The organism is Streptomyces sp. NPDC104309, from assembly GCF_055584025.1.
In genome coordinates, this window is the sequence record NZ_JBVJMV010000042.1 from 1 (window position 1) to 19,069 (window position 19,069).

Annotated in this window: 9 protein-coding genes and 1 pseudogene; 6 read left to right on the plus strand and 4 right to left on the minus strand. The window is 65.9% G+C overall.

The window, feature by feature from the left end; all coding sequences use genetic code 11:
• Nucleotides 1–274: 274 nt before the first annotated feature.
• Entirely contained in the window at nucleotides 275–886 is a 612-nt protein-coding gene (locus tag ACZ68L_RS37210; protein WP_469586557.1) for a hypothetical protein, read from the plus strand.
• Between the two features lie 7 nt (nucleotides 887–893).
• Here the strand turns inward: ACZ68L_RS37210 and ACZ68L_RS37215 are convergent, their stop codons facing one another.
• Nucleotides 894–1,901: an IS630 family transposase gene (locus ACZ68L_RS37215; protein WP_469586560.1), complete on the minus strand. Its 1,008-nt coding sequence runs from the start codon at nucleotides 1,899–1,901 to the stop codon at nucleotides 894–896.
• Nucleotides 1,902–2,281: 380 nt separating this feature from the next.
• On the opposite strand from ACZ68L_RS37215, the gene ACZ68L_RS37220 reads away from it, so the two are divergent.
• Both ACZ68L_RS37220 and ACZ68L_RS37225 read left to right on the plus strand, forming a co-directional pair.
• Nucleotides 2,282–12,787 carry a LamG-like jellyroll fold domain-containing protein gene (locus tag ACZ68L_RS37220; RefSeq protein ID WP_469586562.1) on the plus strand — a complete coding sequence of 3,502 codons (10,506 nt, stop codon included), beginning with the start codon at nucleotides 2,282–2,284 and terminating at the stop codon, nucleotides 12,785–12,787.
• A complete protein-coding gene (locus tag ACZ68L_RS37225) occupies nucleotides 12,769–13,314 on the plus strand; it encodes a hypothetical protein (protein ID WP_469586565.1) in 546 nt (181 codons plus the stop codon). Before ACZ68L_RS37220 ends, ACZ68L_RS37225 begins: the two co-directional genes overlap by 19 nt.
• A 237-nt stretch (nucleotides 13,315–13,551) precedes the next feature.
• On the opposite strand, the gene ACZ68L_RS37230 is transcribed toward ACZ68L_RS37225, so the two are convergent.
• Entirely contained in the window at nucleotides 13,552–13,773 is a 222-nt protein-coding gene (locus ACZ68L_RS37230; RefSeq protein ID WP_469586568.1) for a hypothetical protein, read from the minus strand.
• 470 nt (nucleotides 13,774–14,243) lie between these two features.
• Between ACZ68L_RS37230 and ACZ68L_RS37235 the strand changes: the two genes are divergently transcribed.
• Nucleotides 14,244–14,483 carry a hypothetical protein gene (locus ACZ68L_RS37235; RefSeq protein ID WP_469586755.1) on the plus strand — a complete coding sequence of 80 codons (240 nt, stop codon included), beginning with the start codon at nucleotides 14,244–14,246 and terminating at the stop codon, nucleotides 14,481–14,483.
• Nucleotides 14,480–15,010 (plus strand): SMI1/KNR4 family protein, encoded by a 531-nt coding sequence (locus ACZ68L_RS37240; RefSeq protein ID WP_469586571.1) that lies wholly within the window; start codon nucleotides 14,480–14,482, stop codon nucleotides 15,008–15,010. Before ACZ68L_RS37235 ends, ACZ68L_RS37240 begins: the two co-directional genes overlap by 4 nt.
• A gap of 378 nt (nucleotides 15,011–15,388) precedes the next feature.
• Here ACZ68L_RS37240 and ACZ68L_RS37245 read toward each other — a convergent pair whose 3' ends face one another.
• Entirely contained in the window at nucleotides 15,389–15,892 is a 504-nt protein-coding gene (locus ACZ68L_RS37245) for a hypothetical protein (protein WP_469586574.1), read from the minus strand.
• A 76-nt stretch (nucleotides 15,893–15,968) separates the two neighbouring features.
• Between ACZ68L_RS37245 and ACZ68L_RS37250 the strand changes: the two are divergent.
• A pseudogene (locus tag ACZ68L_RS37250) lies at nucleotides 15,969–16,586 on the plus strand (transposase family protein); the annotation flags it as partial.
• Between the two features lie 62 nt (nucleotides 16,587–16,648).
• Here the strand turns inward: ACZ68L_RS37250 and ACZ68L_RS37255 are convergent.
• The gene (locus ACZ68L_RS37255; RefSeq protein ID WP_469586576.1) at nucleotides 16,649–19,024 is read right to left on the minus strand and encodes a DNA topoisomerase; all 2,376 of its coding nucleotides are present in this window, start codon (nucleotides 19,022–19,024) and stop codon (nucleotides 16,649–16,651) included.
• Nucleotides 19,025–19,069: the final 45 nt, after the last annotated feature.

The window sequence follows — 19,069 nt, forward strand, 5'->3', positions numbered from 1 at the left end:
CCTGCAGCGACTGGCCAGAGCCCCAAAAGACACGGCGCCGGCCTGAGCCTCTACCAAGTCGTCCGCGAACTGCAGCTACTGCTCGCAGCCTGGACTGGCGCCTGCCCCACCTGCCACCGCGACATACCAGCACTCGCACCGACCTGACCAAGCCCTACTAGTGGCTCTGCTCGAATCGTTGGCCGGGTAGCGGACCTCTCCGGGCTTTCCGATGATGCCAGTCGCTACGGAGAAAATCCGCGACGGTTCTCGCGGGTCGTGCCAGTGTGAGTGCGTGGCAAAGATCGAGATGGCAGATGTGTTTGCGGCCGGACGCCGCGGTGGGGGTGGGAGTCTCTATGCGTATCGGGTGCGCGGGCTCGGCCGCAGCGGGGTAGTTCTGTGGATCGGTTGCAGGCGTGATGAACCCGATCAGGTGCTGGCGTTGCCAGAAGCTGATCACTGTCAGGTGCCGATGTTCGTGACTGTTCGGCAGGCGCGGGTGTATGTGAGCCGCCGGGGGCGGAGGCTGGCCACTTCTGAGGCCAACACGCTGGAGCTCGTCCGTGTCGAGCACTGGCTGGAGGATCCGGTGCGCAGGCAGGTCCCGCCGGGCGCGGTGCTGGATGCGTGGAACCTCTTCGAAGATCTGGCCCGAGGACTCGGTGAGGTCCACCGGCTGCCCCAGCAAGGAGCGGTGCATAACAGCGCCTACGAGAAGCTGTTCGGAGGCGAGTGCGCCGCATGGACTCCCGACGAGCAACGCGCGGTACTGGAACTGATCACGGCCGGGGTGGAGCTGTGGAATTCCTGCCCAGTGATCGTAAAGCCCTGCTCGAGCATCGTCTTCGACAGCGGGCAGGGCGCCCCCCGAGGCTTGCGATCCGTGCGTCAGTCGGCTCGCTGAGGTGCTCTCACGCAGCCTTGGCCGGGTAGTCGGTCCAGGTGCGGATCGGTGAGTCGAGGGCGAAGTTCATCTTCGGTTCCGCGCGGGTGTTGCGCCAGCGGATGTAGGCGGCGATGGCGGCGTTCTGCTCGTCGTGGCTGCGATGGTCGGTGCCGTTGAGGGCGAAGTAGCGCAAGGCGGCGAACTCAGCCTCGATCCAGTTCAGCCAGGAGCCGTAAGTCGGCAGGAAGACCAACTCGATGTCATTGTCGGTCGCCCAGGTGCGGACCTTGGCGGGCTTGGGCGGAGAGAAGTTGTCCAGCACCACATACAGCTTCTGACCGGGCCAGCGGGCGCGCAGGGCCTTGAGGAGGTCAAGGAACTCGCGCCACCGCTTGCGCTGGCGAATGCGGTAGTACAGCTTGCCGGTGGCCAGATCGAGGGCGGCGAGCATCTGCCTCACGCCGCCGTAGCGGTTGTAGGTCGCCCGCAGCCTGCGCGGACGCCTCACTGGCCCCCACACCTTGCCCTTGCGGGGCATCAGGTTCAGCGGCCCGAACTCGTCGACGCATATCACCCGCCCGTCGGCGGGCGGGGTGTCATACAGCGACAGGATGCGGTGCATCTTGGCGATGAACTCCGGGTCGGTGGACGCCTTCCACGTAGTGGTGGTCTTCCAGGAGACCTTGCCGGCGCGCAGGATCCGGCGCAGGGTCTCCCGGCTGATGGCCGCGGTTACCTTCTGCTTGATGAGGTGGTCGGCGAGCTTGCTCAGGCTCCAGGTGGAGAACGCGGTGATCTTCCAGTCGGCGGGGGACGTCCGGGCGATCAGGCAGATGTGCTCGCGCGCCTCGTCACTGATCGTCTTGGGGCGTCCCCCGCTCCATTTTGGGTCCAGCGTGTCCAGCCCCTGCTCGTTGAAGGCATGGATGACATCGCGGACGTAGTCCTCGCTGACCTGCATCAGCACGGTGATGTCCTTGACCGTCTGGCCCTGGGCGGACATCAGCACCACGATCGCCCGGCGGAGTTTCACCGGGTCCTTCGCAGTCCGGCTGATCCTCTGCAGCTTCCGGCCCTCCGCCATGCTCACCGGCCGGACGCACACACTCGGTCGACGCCCCACGACCACCTCCAAGATCAGATCTTGGGGACAGTCTGCTGGCCGACGGGCAGCAGGTCGATTACCCGGCCAAGACTGCGTGACGAGCCACTAGCTCAAGAAAACCCAGCCGCTTCTTTGGATCGGTATATCGCGAAATGCCTTGTGAGTAATATCTCTTCAGGCGTCTGGAACCATGTGCATCTCTTGTGTGGTTCTTGTGAGAAGACTTAAAACTTGCCCCTGTCTTGATCGTTGAGGTGGGGGGATCTGTGCGTCCAGCGCGTCCGCTTGTTGTTGCTGTTGCCTTCGTCATGTCCGTGTTGGTCGGGACGCAGCAGCTTGCGTTGGCCGCCAGCCGACCGGTGGCCGAAACCGCCGGGGCTCCGGATCAGCAGTGGGGCTCCGCTGCGGGCCGCCGCCACTCCGCGTCGACGGATGCCACGGATGCCTCTGCGAAGGGCGGCCACGCTGGCCCGTTGAAGGGCCGCGGGGAGCTGTCTGCACCCGAGGGAGCACATCCCGTGCGCCTGACCAGTACCGCGAAGACCCCGAAGCCCGGCCGCGTGAAGCGCGTCCGGACGCCCGATGTGCCTGCCCCCAAGGCCTTTAATGTCAAGCACAGCAAGGAGCTGAAGGCTAAGCGCAAGGCGCGGCAGCGCACCTATCTCAACGATGACGGCAGCTTCACGACCCGCTTCTACGACGAACCGGTCAACTTCCAAGCCAAGGATGGCAGCTGGAAGGCTATCGACACCACGTTGGTGCGGCCGGAGGGCGCCGACGGGGCGGTCGGCACGCGGACCATGAGCGTGAGCGACCCAGGCTGGGAAACAGAGTCGACTCAGTCGCCGATCTCCTTCGCGGGTGCCGCCGATGCTGATCCGCTGGTGCAGATGGCGCTGAGTAACGGGCTGTCGGTCGGGTACGCGGTGGATGGTGCGAGCGCGGTCACCGGAAGTGCCGACGGCAGTACGATCACTTACCCGGACCTCCGTGACAGCTCCGACCTCGAACTGGTCGCGGGCGGCTCCTCGGTGAAGGAGACGGTGGTCCTCAAGGGTAGAGACGCACCCACCGAGTGGCGGTTCCCTCTGGAGCTTCAGGGCCTGACCGCGCGGACCGACGGCGACGGCGGGATCGTGTTCATCGACGCGGACGGTACGGAGCGCGCGTGGATGCCTGCTGGATGGATGCAGGACTCCGCTTCCACGGACGGCTCCCAGGAGGGTGCGGTTTCTTCGGGCGTCACCTACAGCCTGACCGAACAGGACGGCCGCCAGGTTGTAGTGATGAAGCTCGATGCCGACTGGCTGGACGCGCCGGAGCGAGTCTTTCCCGTCCGGGTCGATCCGTCAGTCAGGTCGTTTGACGCGACCTCGGGCACCTATGTCGAGTCCCCGTATGACCAGAACTTCGCTTCCGACACTGTGCTGAAGGCGGGCACGTACGACGGGGGCAGTCACAAGGCGGCTGCGTTCCTGCGGTTCAACGGCGTGGAGAGCACGCTGAAGAACGCCTGGGTGGTGAACGCTAGCCTCGCGCTCTACAACACTTGGTCACAGTCGTGTTCGGCGCGTCCCGTGACCGTGTACCCGATCACGTCGAACTGGTCGGAGTCCACGACGACGAAGTACCCAGGACCCGCAACAGGTTCTTCGCTCGGCTCGAAGAGCTTCGCGCATGGCTGGCGCCCGGAGGGCACGGAGACCTGGTCATGCGGCGCCGCGTGGGAGAGCATCAAGCTCGGTTCGGCCGGCCGCAACCTTGTGGACGACTGGACCCATGGCCGCAAGAAGAACTACGGCCTCGCGGTGAAGGCGTCGACCAGTGACTCCAAGGGGTGGAAGCAGTTCGGGTCGGACGACTACCCGAACGGCAAGCCGAGCCTGGATGTGACCTGGACGAAGTACGGCGCGACGTACAAGCTCGGCGACTTCACCGCCCCGGTGACGGCCACCACTCAGGGCGTCGAGAAGGTCACCGTTACCAACCGGGGGCAGGAGACCTGGCCCAAGGGCGGCAACTACAAGCTCCGCTACAACCTTTACGACTCCTCGGGAAAGGAGATTACCGACAGCTCGAAGATCGCATACACGGAAATGCCGCAGGCCGTGTCGCCCGGTGAGTCCGTGACCCTGGACGCCAAGATCGCGCCGCTCGCCCCCGCCACGTACACCGTGCAGTGGACGATGGACGACTACGGCGTCAGCCGCTTCACCACCGCAGGCGTACCAGGACCGGCCGTCAAGATCGCCGCGGTGAACATCCCGCCGCAGCTGACTGCCGAGGTGCCGGGCAGCGGCGTCACGGTCGACTCGCTCACCCCCACCCTGTGGGCCAAGGGCACGGACGCGGACAGCTACCCGAAGTCCACGCTGCAGTACACATTCGAGGTCTGCGAGGTCGAGGGCAGCAACGTCCGCAAGAACTGCAAGACGGGCACCCGTAGCGGCGAGCAGCAGTGGGCGGTGCCCTCGGGCTGGCTGGCGTGGGGAAAATCGTACGCCTGGTACGCGTACGCCTACGACGGGAATGCCACCTCGGCCAGGCCGGGCCCGGCGCTGCTGACCACGCAGGTGCCGCAGCCGACAGTGACAGGCCACCTGGGCGGCGCGGACGGCGACAAGGAGATCGGCACCCGGGCGGGCAACTACGTCACCGCCGCCACCGACGCGGCCGTCACCACAGTTGGACCCGAGCTGGCAGTCACCCGCACCTACAACTCACTTGACCCGCGCACCAAGGGTGCCTTCGGCACCGGCTGGTCGACGCGCTGGGACATGCAGGTGCGGGAGGAGCCGGAGACATCGAGCGCGTTGGTGACCCTGGCCGACGGCTCCCAAGCCCGGTTCGGGAAGAACCCTGACGGTACGTACACCGGTCCGTCCGGCGGAGAGCTTGTCCTCGGGCGCGAGGCGGAGGGCTGGTTTGTGCGGGATCGTTCCGGCACCGCCTATCACTTCATGCCCAGCGGCGTGCTGGCAACGATCAAGGATGTTGCCGGCCGCACCCAGTTCGTGACCCACGAGTCGGAGGACGGCGGGCCGATCAAGAAGGTGACCGACTCGCTGTCCGGCCGCTCGCTGACGTTCCACTGGTCCGGCGCACATGTTGACTCGGTGACCACGAGCCCGGTCGACGCAAACACACCTGGCCTGACCTGGTCGTACACGTATGACGGCGACCGTCTGACCAAGGTGTGTCCGCCGTCGTCGACTACCAAGTGCACGGTGTACGAGTACGGAGACGGCTCGGTCTACCGCAGCGGTGTGCTCGACGCGGCGCCCACCTCGTACTGGCGTCTGGGCGAGAGCGAGGGCTCCGCGGCGGCCAGCGAAGCGGTCTCACGGACCGGCCTGAACGAGGCCGTCTACCGGGATGTCCAGCTGGGCACCGGTTCGGCCGTAGCGGGAACCGCGGACACCTCTGTCGGCTTCAACGGCACGGACTCGGCGGTGGAGCTGCCCGCGAACACCCTGAAGGCCGTGGCGTTCCCGACGATCGAGCTGTGGTTCAAGACCAGCACGCCCTCCGGAGTGCTCGTCGGATTCCAGAACGCGGAGGTGGGTGACAAGCCCACCTCGTGGCGGCCGGTGCTGAACATCGATGCGAACGGCAAGTTGCGCGGCGAGTTCCAACGCGTGGGCGTGACCGGCGCGAGCGGCCCCATCACGTCCACGGCCGCTGTCACCGACAACGCCTGGCACCATGCAGTGCTGACCGCCTCGGCCACCGGCCAGACGATGTATCTGGACGGCACTGCGGTCGGCTCGATCAACGGCTCTGTGTCCGAGCAGACCCTCGACTATGCCTACCTGGGTGCCGGGTACGCCAGCAGCAGCTGGATGGGCGTCGCCACGGGCGAGTACCACTTCAAGGGCCAGATGGACGAGGCGGCCGTCTACAGCCACCCGCTGGATACAGCGACCGTCACGGAGCACTACGCCGCCCGGGCCGCGACCGGCCAGATGACGAAGGTCACCCTGCCTTCCGGCCGGGTGCACGCCACCGCAGCCTACGACCCGGTCAGTGGTCGGCTGACGCAGCACACCGACGAGAACGGCGGCACCTGGAAGGTGTCGGCGCCCTCGTATTCGACCGCCTCGTCCTCTTATGCGGATACCATTCAGCGCAGTGGCCCCACCGGCTACTGGAGGCTGGGCGACCGCGGCGGCGCGGAGGCGGCCAGCCCTCTGGGTGACGCGCTCAACGGCAGCTACCTGGACGGAGCCCGTACAGGGGGCCCCGGCATTTTCCGCGACGGTGACGACACGGCCGCCACGTTCAATGGCGACGGCGCAGTCGAGGTGCCTTCCGGCTCTGTCGGCCAGGCTACCGCGATGACGATCGAACTCTGGTTCAAGACGCACGACCCCGGCGTTCTGGTGACGATGCAGAACACCGAGTTCGGTGACACCCCTACGGGCTGGAGGCCGATGCTGCTGATCGACGCCGACGGCAAGGTGCGCGGCAAGTTCCAGCCAGCCGCCTCGTCGGTCCTGTCCAAACGGGTGGTCACGGACGACACCTGGCACCACGTCATACTGACCGGAACAGCCGACGCGCAGGCCCTGTATCTCGACGGAGAGCTGCAGGGCACCGGCCAGACCGGTGTGGACACCGTCCGCCACCCCCATGCCTTCATCGGCGGCGGCTACGCCTCCTCAGGCTGGGACGGCGCGGCAAGCGGGTACCGCAACTTCACGGGCCAGATCGATGAGGTCGCCGTCTACGACCGCTCCCTCGTCTCCTGGTGGAAGCCTGCGGAGTGGATCGGCTGGGTTCCGGTGCCTTCCTCCACCCCAGCACCGAGGACCCACTTCCAGGCGCGTAAGTCACTGGTGACCGGCAGCGGTGGCCAGTACCGCGGGGTCGCGGTTTCCGATGCTCCGGCGGCCTACTGGAGGCTCGACGAAGAGGCAGGACCGACGTTCGCCAGCCAGGTCGGCGGCCCGGAGCACGCGGCGACCTACCACGCCGGCGGCTCGTCGGAGCCTGCCGTGTCAGGAGTCTTCGGTCCGGCGGACAACGCGGCCGTGAGCCTGGCGGGCACCGGCAATGTGCAAATACCGGGCGACATCCCAGCTGGCACCACCGACCTCTCCGCCGAGATGTGGTTCCGCACCTCCATCGCCCCGGCCGTGCTGTTGAGCTTCCAGAACGCGCCAATCGGCCAGACCCCGACATCCTGGCGGCCGGTGCTGAACATCGACGGCTCGGGCAAGCTCCGCGGCGAGTTCTATCTGTCAGGGGTTTCCGGGGCCACGCCCATCGTGTCGGCCGCGACCGTGACGGACGGCAAGTGGCACCACGTGGTGCTGTCGGGGGCCGGAACCACGCAGTCCCTCTACCTGGACGGCGTCAAGGTCGGCTCCTTGGCCGGCACCATTGACGAGCAGTCACGCCCGTACGCGTACATCGGCGGCGGCTACGGAAGCTCCGGCTGGATGGGCCTGCCCTCGACCACCTACTACTTGCAGGGTGACGTCGACGAGGTCGCCCTCTACCGCAAGTCGCTGACCGCCGACCAGGTCTCCGCCCACTACCGGGCCCAGGCCGAGGCCACCGGCTCCGGTCTGACGGCCACTGTGACCGTCACTGACCCTCAGCAGAACACCAGCAGCACCAGCTACGACGCCCTGCACGGCCAGCGCCTGGTCTCGCGCACCGACGCGAGCGGCGGCGTGACCAGCTACGCCTACGACAACGGCGGCTTCCTGCACACCGTCACCGACCCGAACGGCCACGCCACCGTCACAGGCCACGACGCCCGCGGCAACGTGGTGTCGACGACCAAGTGCCGGGACGCCGACTCGTGCTGGACAGAGTTCCGCTCCTACTACCTCAACGCGTCCGATCCCCTCGATCCGCGCAACGACAAACCGCTGACCTACCGCGACCAGCGATCGACGGACTACAAGGACAACACGTACAAGACGTCGTACACCTACAACACTCAGGGCCTGCCCACGAGCGCTGTCCGGGCGGACAACAGCAGCGCATCCACGATCTACACCACGGGCAGCGAGTCCGCAGTCGGTGGTGGCACGGTGCCGGCTGGGCTGGTCACCACGCAGAGCACGCCGGGGGGCGCGACCACCTCGTACCGCTATTACGCCAACGGCGACACGGCGCAGGTGACGTCACCATCGGGGCTGGTCACCAAGTACGCGTACGACGGGCTGGGCCGAATGACCTCCGAGACCCAGATGTCTGGCACGTATCCGAACGGCGTGACGACCACATACGGGTATGACGCGGCCTCGCATGTCATCACCGAATCCGGCGCGGGCGTGAAGAACGAGATCACCGGCATCACCCATACCGCCAAGATCTCCCGCACCTATGACGAGGACGGCAACCAGCTGTCCGAGTCCACCGAGGACACCACCGGCGGCGACCTCAAGCGCACCACCACGTACCACTACGACTCGCACGGCCTGAACGACAGCGCCACCGACGCCGAACAGAACACCACCGCCTATAGCCACGACACGCTTGGTCGTGTCACGGACTTGACCGATGCGGCAGGCGCCCACTTCACGTACACGTACACCCCGCGCGGACAACACGCGACGACGGTCTTGAAGGACTGGACCGGCGACCCATCCGGTCAGCCGCGCGACCTGACCATGGTCTCCAATGCCTACGACCCGGCCGGACGGCTGGCCACCACCACAGACGCGATGGGCGCCACCACCGCGTACACCTACTACAACGACGGACTGGCGGCCACCACTACGGCCAAGCAGGTCATCCAGGCCGACGGCAGCAAGCACGACATTGTCCTGGAGAGCGACACCTACGATCCGGCCGGCAACCTGACCAAGCAGGTCACGGGCAACGGCGCAGCCACGCGGACGTTCACCGTAGATGCCCTGAGCCGCACCACGCGCAGCGTGCTCGACCCCAACGGTCTGAACCGCGCCACGACCCTCGCCTATGACGGCGACGACCGGGTGACGTCGCAGTCCCAGACCATCAGCGGCACAAAGCAGTTGACGACGAGTGTGTGGTACGACACCGCGGATAACGTCAACAAGCAGACCGTCACCGACGGCACCTCCACCCACACGGCCACGTACACCTACGACGACCGGGGTCTGCCCCTGACCACGGTCAGCCCGCGCGGCAACGTCTCCGATGCCGATCCTGCCGCCTACACGACCACCAACCGGTACGACGAGCTGGGCCGCCTGGTCCAGCAGACCGCACCGCAGGTGCAGGCGGAGGAGAACGGCGGATCCGCGAGCGCGGTCAAGCCGGTCACCCGCACCGGATACAACACCTTCGGCGAAGCCACCGAGACCAAGGACCCCCGCAGTCAGGTGACCCGCACCGAGGTCGACCGGCTCGGCCGCACGGTCGCTATGACCCTGCCGGACTACACCCCGCCGGGCGGCACGACGACCACCGTGGTCACCCGCACCACGTACGACGCATTCGGCCGTCCCGCGACGGTCACCGATCCGCTCGGCCGCGTCACCCGCTACGGCTACGACCAGCTCGGCAACCTCACCAGCAAGACCGACCCCGCGGCCAACGCCTCCTCACAGCTCCAGACGCAGTCCGAACCCGGCCTGCTCCAGGGTTCGTTCACCGACCTCAGCGGTGGCGGAGTAACCCGCTACACCTGGACGCCGACCGGTCAGCAGTTGTCGGCGACGGACCCGACAGGGGCGCGGACGGAGGCCACGTACGACCAGATCGGTCGCGGGCTGACGTCCACGACCGTCGAGCGGTTCCCGACCACGCGGAACCTGACCAGCCGCTACACCTGGGACGACGCGAGCAACGAGACCGCGTCCAAGACCCCCGGCGGAATTACAGCCACGGCCGCGTACAACGCAGTCGGCGAGGTCAAGTCCGTGACCAACCCTGCCGGTACTACCAAGTTCGACTACGACGGCCTCGGCCGCCGCACCGAGACCACAGACGCCACCAACCGCAGGACCACAACCACGTACGACGCGCTCGGCGACGTCACTGCCACGACCGACTACGGCACGGGCACCATCGCGCTGCGCACGCTGTCGGCGGAGTTCGATACCGAAGGCAACCGCACCGCCGCGATATCGGCGACGACAAAGGCCCGAACGGCTTACACCTACGACGCCCTCGGTCAACTGACCAAGCAAGTGGAGCCCGTCTCCGGAACCAACTCGATCACCACAACCTTCGGGTACGACGCAGCGGGCAACCGCACGCGCCTGACGGATGGTCGCGGCAACTCGACCACGTACACCTTCACCTCCTGGGGCCTGCCCGAGTCCACCATCGAACCCTCCACCACCGCCCACCCGAACACCGCCGACCGCACCTGGACCACGGTCTACGACAAGGCCGGCCAGCCCGTCACCGAGCTGCTGCCGGGCGGGGTCAAGCGGGAGCGCACGTACGACGCCCTCGGCCGTCTCACCCACGAGACCGGCACGGGCGCCGAGGCGGCCACGACGGACCGCACGTTGGAGTACGACCTGGCAGGCAGCCTGACGGCAGTCGCATCCAGCAACCCCCTCACCCGGAACACCTACACCTACAACGACCGCGGCCAGCTCCTGAGCGCAGACGGCTCGGCCGGCACGTCGAGCTACATCTACGACGACGACGGCCGTATGACGCACCGCCAGACCAAGGCAGGCTCGGCCGACTACACCTACGACAGCACCGGGCGCCTCGACTGGGCCTGGGACTCCGTCACCGGCAACGGCGTTTGGTACGACTACGACGCCGCCGGGCGGCCGTCGCTGGAGCGGTACGCCACCAAGCCCAGCGGCTCCTCCACCTGGAGCGAGTCGGAGCGTCGCACCTACGGCCGCGACAACCTCGGCCGGCTGACCTCGGACAAGATCACGAAGCCGGACGGCACGGTCGCCCTGGCCTCCACCACTTACGGCTACGACCTCGACGAACGACTGACCTCGAAGAACACCACCGGCACGGCGGGCGCGAGCACCAACACCTACGCCTACGATGACGCCGGGCGCATGAAGTCCTGGACCCAGGGCTCCACGACCACGGCATACGAGTGGGACGCCGCCGGCAATCGCACCAAGGCCGGATCGCGCTCAGCGACCTACGACGCCCGCAATCGCCAACTGACTGACAGCAGCACGGGCTTCACCTACAGCCCGCGCGGCACCCTGTCCAAGGTCGACGACGGCTCGGGTACCCCACGCACGCTGACCTTCGACGCCTTTGAGCGGAAGATCACCGACGCCGGGGTCACCTACTCGTACGACTCGCTGGACCGCGTCCAGACACGCGGCGGGACCACCTTCGCCTACGATGGAGGCTCGAACAACCTGGCCGACGACGGAACGAGCACCTATAACCGCACCCCAGCCGGCGGGCTGCTCTCCTCCTCCACCGGCACGACCAAGCAGTGGGCGCTGACCGACCAGCACACCGACTTGGTCGCGGGCCTGACTCCCGACGGTGCACAGCTCTCCAGCTCCACCGCCTACGATCCGTTCGGCAAGGAGACAGCCACCAACGGCACAACGCCCGCCGCCGGCTACCAGTCAGGCTGGACCGACCCCAGCAGCGGCGACGTCAACATGGCCGCGCGCTGGTACCAGCCCGGCACAGGCGGATTCGCATCACGAGACACCTGGCAGCTCGACCCGGCCCCCTCAGGCCAGGCCAACCGCTACACCTACGGGATCGCCGGCCCGCTGAACTACACGGACCCGACCGGTCACGACAATCGCGTCGACGTCCGCGCGCCGGGACACCGGAACGTCGTCTACTCCTCCCCCAACCAGGACTTGCCCTGGGGTTTGTCGAGGATCTTCAGCGCGGTCCGCTGGGGAATCGGCCGATCACCTCTGGCGTATGCGGTGCGCACCTTCGCATGGGCATTCATGCTCGGGTCAGACAGCATCGGGGCGCACGAGACATGTGGGAGATATTGCCCGAAGCCAAACACGAAGCCGAATTCGCCGCGCCAGCCCAAGGGGAGGTCCTGGCTGGCACCTTCGGAAGGACAGCCGTATAGCCCGTCGGCTGCTGCAAGTGGATCGCGTGGTGGCGGTAGCGGTGGCAGAGGCAATGGTGGCGGGGTCATCATTCCGCCCGCACCTCCGATCGACCAGAACCCGAACAACGGCCCGCACCCAGTACCGGCTCCCACCCGCCCCACCCCCAAACCCGACTGGGACCCCAAGGCCGCCGGCTGGAAGCCCGGCGACGAATGGAAGCTGACCGTCACCGCGGCCGACATGCTTGGCCTCGCCGGCGACCACGGGTTCACGCCCGATGAGGGAGCCGATACTTCGCCCGGGCTCGCTGCAGGTCCTGACGTGTCCAACGGGCGGGGGCAGGATGAGGACGATCGTTGCGCAAGTTCCCGGGAGGAGCGGTATCGCTACAAGCCGCTTGACGGTCTCCGTCGAGCGAGAGGGGCTACGGCGCTCATGTGCGGGACCGAAGACCTGAAGCCCAAGGGCACAGCGCGAGACGGAATAGGGGCGGTCTCCGTCGCCGGAATGCCGTCGCCAGCTGAAAACTCCATCTCGCCCGGCGTGGCGAGGTACAACAAGACCCATATCATCGGCGACCAGTTCTACGGTGCACCACGGAGTGAAAACCTGTTTCCAGGGCGTGACCGCATGAATAAGAGCGGAATGCGGAGATGCGAGCGGAAGATCGAGCGCGAACTCAAAAATGATAATTGGGTCGAATATACCGGAACGCCTACGTATGACGGAGACGATTTGATACCGACTGGGATTCAGATGACTGCGCGCACAGAACGCGGGATGCTGTTCAATGTCAGAGTCGAGAACATTCAAGATTGGCAGACCACTTGCTGACGATCCGTGATCTCATCGCTTCCCTTCCTGGTCTCTCCGAGCATTCAGCAGAGGAAGGGAAGGCTGTAGACTTCAAAAGAGTTGAGAATCTTCTCGGAGTTGACCTGCCAGAGGATTTCAAAGACATCGCTCGCAGATTTCCACCTCTTGAGATTGGAGGGTTTCTCCGCATTTGGATTCCATCGGAAGGCGGTGAAGCGGAGTACGTTGGAGCGGTCAAGGAAGCACTGGAGACTCTTCAATATCTTGCGGAAGACGGTGAGTCCGGCGAGTGGCTCCCCTATCCCGCTCAGGGGGGATTGATCCCGTGGGGGGCTTCCCTTGACGGAGACGTCTTCTATTGGTGCGTAAGTGGCCCTGACCCCGATGCTTGGCCGGTCGTAGTAGGTGGGGCGAATGGCTATTGGTGGCAGGTCGATTGCGGACTGATCGAGTTCATCATCGGCCTGGTCGAAGGCACATGCAACTCTGGCGAGCTCCCGGCGGGGGCGATCACTTCCGATTCGCCTGTAATCCCCCTGGGGTGATGAAAGGAAAGCATTTACAGGCCCGACCCGCTGGTGGCGACTTGACGGATCTTCGATTTTAGTGAGGGTGTGCCTCCCGTCGGCTCCACCGGGTGGTTGCACAGCGTGAGCGGAGGCGTTGGTCACTCGGTTCCGGAAGCCGAAGGCGTTACGCGCTTCGAGCGTGATGAGGCGGTTGTTGCATTCGGAGGCGGCGTTGGTGATTCCGGTGGTCAGGTAGGTCTCGATGCCGTCCCACTACTGCTCGATGGTCTCGGCGAGGGTGACGAGTTCGGGCAGGTGCGCGTGGTCGATGACGTAGGTGAAGAAGCGGTATGCCTGCGGGTGACGGTCAGGCCCAGGAAGTCGCTCAAGCAACTCCACGCCGTGGCCCGGAGGTTCCTGCTCGGCCTCGCCGCGCCCACCCCCTCTGCTGCGCGGCGCGGACCAGGTCGCTTCTGTGGAGATTGACGACACCATCCGCCGCACCTACGGCTACGCCAAGGTCAAGGGCCTGAACGCGCTGCTCGCGATCGTCTCCACGCCCTTGTCCGCCCCGGTGATCGCAACCACCCGCCTGTGCAAGAGACCTGCGCGGAGGCGCGTACGTCCGGGTCCGGTACGAGAATATGGACCGCGATGAGAGGCCGGGTGATGTGGGACGCTCTTCGCAGTTCCCCCAGCCGGGCCTCAGGCTCATTGCGAAGCCGGGCCTCGCCACGCATGCAGAGGGCGCGGCGGTGATCGGGAGCCTGTGGCAGCGAGCGTTGTCACTGCGTCCAGCCGGTCTCGGCGCAACTGCTTGGCTTTTTCGGCGCGCTCAGCTCGGTCGGCGCTCTTGTGCTGGAACAGTCCGGCAACGATCGTGCCGACGGCCGCAATAGGGCGCGTGGCCACCCTGCCGGCTGCCAGTTCGGTGGGTCCGGTACAGATCTGCGTAACTGGTTCCTCTGCACCGGGCCGCGAACAGCCCGGCCATGAGCACCGTCGAGAATCGGATAGCCAATCAAATACGCGGCGGTCAGGCTGTGCACTACGAAGTGACGCCGGTGTACTCCAAGCCCACAGGGGTTCCCGATGTGGTGCACATGGAAGCCCACGGAAATCGAGGCATGGATGTCGACTGTTGGATCATCAACAAGGCAGGCGCAGATTCCGCTGTCTGCTCTTCCGAGGACTACGAGAGGTGACCGAGGTGCCCGGGTCAATTGAGTCGCTCCTGGGTGAGCGGGAGCGCTTCCGCCCGGCTTCTGCCGAGTCCTGGAGGTCTGCCGAGGCCTGGCTGGGCAGGGAGCTTCCGCTCGACTACAAAGACCTGGTGGACGGCTATGGCGATGCGGTCCTGCTCGGCCATCTCTTCCTTCCCCACCCTGAAGGAGGCGACCCTCTGCTGACCTTCATGCAAGAGGAGCGGAGGTACTTCCACTCCGCATACGGCGAGGCTCGGAACCTTCCTGAGCCGGTGTCTTTGGCGTGGGACGAGTTGGTGCCGTGGGCGTATCACGACTGGAACGGAGACGTGTGCCTGCTGGTCCCACCGCTGGCCGGGGGTGACTGGTCTGTGGCTGTCGCGTTTCGCCAGTGCCCGGAATTCCTGGTCATTCACGGAGGCATCACAGAGTTCATACGGCTCCTGTTGGAGGAAGGAAAGCTCCCCCGAGGGTGGCCCTCCGGACGCCCGCTGTGGAAGTCGATGGATGGCAGTCCTGTCGTGTGAACAGTGTGGCCTAACGAGTCTCCAGGGCGAAAGGTATTCGGGTGGAACTCATTCGATTCCGTGAAATGCTGGGGGATCCACAGGTGAACGGTGACGTGGATCGAGACTGGAGCGCCCTGGAATCAAGCTATGGGGGCCGCCTCCCAGGCGATTACAAGGCGGTTGTCTCCGCCTACGGCCCAGGCTGTGTCAATGACCAGCTCTACCTGTTCCACCCGCGGGCCGCGGGTGGTGACGAGGGGCTCGGACTCGAGTTGCTGTGGCAGCAGGCGGCGTATACCTACGGTGAGCTGTCTCGGAGTAATCCCGAGATGTATCCCTAAGATCTGTCCCGTAACTGGTCAGGAAGAGTAGCTGCTCCACGGCAATCGGGCTGGCTCAGTCTTCGAGGCGGCCCGGTCGCCTTGCCGATCGCCGCAGGGTTTCCCGCCACTCGTCCCTCACATCGCGGGACTCATCCAGGGCAGGATCGCGGCTTCCGCCTGGTGCATAGGCCGGGGAACGCTCAGCGCAGAGCGGCACATGGGCGCAGTACCAGGCCCGCTCGGCGCCTGCCTGCTCGGCGGCCGTACCGGTCCGAAGGTAGTCGAGCAGTGCGGTCATGACCCGGCGGCGGCCGAAGGCGTAGACCGCTGGTTCGACGAACCAGCGGCAGAAGCTGGGGTCCGGATCGTAGACGGCTGCGGCCGTCAACGGGGCGAAGAACTCTTCGGGCAGGTGGGCGCGTTCGAGCAGTGGCTTGCGCAACGCGTGGGCCAGGTGCCGTGCGCGGCGTGCTTCCGGCACGTCGGCCGCGTCCCCGAGATCCATCAGTCGCGCCACCTCGGTGGCGCACGATAGGAATGTGCGTGCCGCTGCCTCGTCGTGCTCTTGGTCTGCCACGGCGACATTCTGGACCAACTCAGGCCGAGAGAGTACGGGACGGTGGTCGCTTCTCATCGAGTGAAACGATCACGTAGTGGCTGGTGTGATCACGGCGTCGGAGCCGTCCTGGATAGTCCCGTTCACCGGGCTGAGCCCGCGCCAGTTCGGGAAGTTGGTGGCGGTTCTGCGGCGCGAGGGTGCGGACGCAGTCCGCAGGGGCCGACCGTGGAGTCTGCCGTTGGAGGACCGGGCCCTGCTGGTCGCGGCCTACTGGCGCACGAACCTGACCATGCGGCAGCTTGCCCCGCTGTTCGGGGTGTCCAAGTCGGCCGTGGACCGGATCATCGACCACCTCGGGCCGATGCTCGCGCTCGAGCCCCGCAAGCGGTTCGCCAAGGACGCCGTGCTCATCGTGGACGGCACCCTGGTCCCCACCCGGGACCACGCCATTGCTGCGAAGTCCAAAAACTACAGGTACTCCACCAACCACCAGGTCGTCATCGACGCCGACACCCGACTGGTCGTCGTGGTCGGCCAGCCGCTTGCCGGGAACCGCAACGACTGCAAGGCATGGGAGGAATCCGGCGCAAAAGCCGCCGTCGGCGGAACCATGACGATCGCCGACGGCGGCTACCCGGGCACCGGACTTGTCATGCCCCACCGCCACTGCAAAGGCGAAGAACTGCCCGAGTGGAAGCAGGCGCACAACAAAGGCAGCGGGCACAGCGGCCAACCATGCCTGAGGCGACCAGAAGATCATTTACGGGACAACCCTTAGTTGAAGGAGGGGACGATCTTCTTCTTGCCGCCCTCCTCTCGCCAGGCAACGCTGACGTCGAACGTCTTGCCCTTGGCCGAAACAAAGCCCTTGCCCTGGATGGTCTTGCCCGCAGCCAGATCGTCTCGCTCCTGCTGAGTGAACACGTGCTGGCACCAAGACCGCGGCGGCTCGTCGCCGGAGCCGAAGTCCGGAATGATCTTCTTCGTCTTCGCATCCCAGCTGACCTTGCAGCCGAAGGTCTTGCCGGTCCTTGCGCTCACGAAGTCGTCGATCTCGAGAGCCCGGCCCGCCAGGAGCGCAGAGACCTCCGACGGTGTGAAGGTCCGGCCGGACCACTTCGTCGGCCTGTCGGGCACATCGAGCTGGAATCCGACGAACTTGCGCCCCTTGTAATCACCGATACCGAGCGCGCCGGTGGCCGTGTAGGGCCGGCCCGCCGTGTTCGTGGCCGAGAACGAGATCGTCTCGCCCACGAGCAGCTTCGCCACCTCGTCGTCGCTGAACTCGTGACCCGACCAGATCTTCTTGAAGGCGACCTTCTTCGGCCCGCCCGGAGCGGTCTGCCACACGCCCTCGGCGCGGGCGGCGACCACCTGCTCCTTCAGGCCCAGCTCGGCGCGCATGGTCGCGGCGTTCTTGGTCATCGTGGCGACGTCCTCGCGCACCCAGTCGGCGACGACAGCCAGGCGCTCCTCGGCGGTCGCCGTCCCGGCTGCGATGTCGCGCATGTCGGCGTTGACCTTCTCGGTGAGCCCGAGGTCGCCGATGCGCGTGCCCGGCAACAGACGCCAGCTCATCTCGCCGGCCTGCGCCAGCCTGAGCTTGCGACCCTTCTCCGAGAGCAGCGGGTACTTCGCCTTGTTGTTGGTGACCTCCGAGTACGTCGAGGTGCGGGTCGCGCCCGTGCCCACGTCGCGCTTCTCCAGCTGCTTCATCAGCCACTTCATGGTCGGGTGTTCCGGGCGCTTGTTCGCGCCCTCGAAAACAAACGGCTCAGCGTTCTGCCCCAGGCCCTTGCTGGACTCGCTCTCGTCACCCTCGGCCGCGTCGTCGCTGGCGTCCGGATCGAACACGGCCCGCCAGCCGGGGCTCTTGGGCACGTTGGCGATGCCGACGAAGTCCGGGTACTTCTCCACGTGACCCTTCTGCTGCTCGTAGAGGTAGTCCTCGGCGAGCATGGCCAGATAGTTCTTGGCGAGCATCTCGTAGATGAGCCGCCCGGCCTTGCCGTACTTGTTCTCGACCTCGTCCAGCGAAGAGGGCACCTTCGGGCCCGGACGGTTCGCACCGTGCGCACCCTGGGGCTTCACGTGCGTAGAGCGGGGCTGCCGGTGCGTCAGCAGCCCAGCGTCGACGCTGACCACGCCTGCGATCTTGTCGACCAGCGGCGCGAGGTCCTTGAACTGCTCGGGCGTGATCGTCTTGTCCTCGGTGCGCGGATACGAGACGACCTGATCCTCGTACATCTTCTGGTACGTCGACAGCGTGAGGTTGGCCTTCACACCCTTGCCGACGAGCATCGAGGACAGGGACGCCAGATCCAGCAGCTTCGGCGGCGCGGTCTTCTTGTCCGCCTTGCCATCAAGAACGACAGCGGAGGGGCCGTACTGCTGTGGCACCTGGCCCTTCTGGTCGAACCGCGGCTCATCCGGGTTCGTGTACATGACGTCGTTCTCGTCGCGAAAGCGGATCTGGAAGAACGGCTTCTTGACGTACTCGTCGAAAGCCTTCTGCTGGTCGCCGACGAGAGAGACCATCGCCGACTTCAGCCGGCCCTGGCGCAGCACGAGGTTTTGGCCGGACTGGCGGCCCATCGCCGTCGCGATGCGCGTGAACTGCATGGAAAGGAAATCCCATTGCGAGCGGTACATCGCCTTGCGGTAATCACCCTCGTCCCGCATGGACTTCACAAGCCGGCGCTGTTCAAACGCCTTCTGGATCGACGCCTTCGACTCGTCGGTGAACTCCATGCGGCTGAACTTCTTGCCGTGGAAGCCGAGTTCGTCGATGGCCTCCCAGAAGAGCAGATCGCCTTCGCCGGATGGATCCAAGTCCGTAGCGATGACGATTTCGTCACCGCGGCCGAGTGCACTACGCAGAGCCTTGATGACGTCCGCGACGTTCTTCTGCGGCTCGCGCTTCCACGTCAGGTCATCCGGATTCCACGGCAGATGGCCCAGGTCCCACTTCTGATAGGCGTCCACGAGCGAGGAGTCCACCATCGCGTGCGGTTGGGCAAACTCGTAGAGATGGCCCCTCAGGCTCGCCACCTCATACGCCGTGCCCTTGTAACTGCCCTTCGTCCCGCCGAGGGCGCTGGCCATGTTCCTCGCTGCGCTCGGCTTCTCTGCGACCACGATCGCGACCATGTCGACTCCTTCTCGTCATTGACTCAGAATCTAGTACGAGTCTAC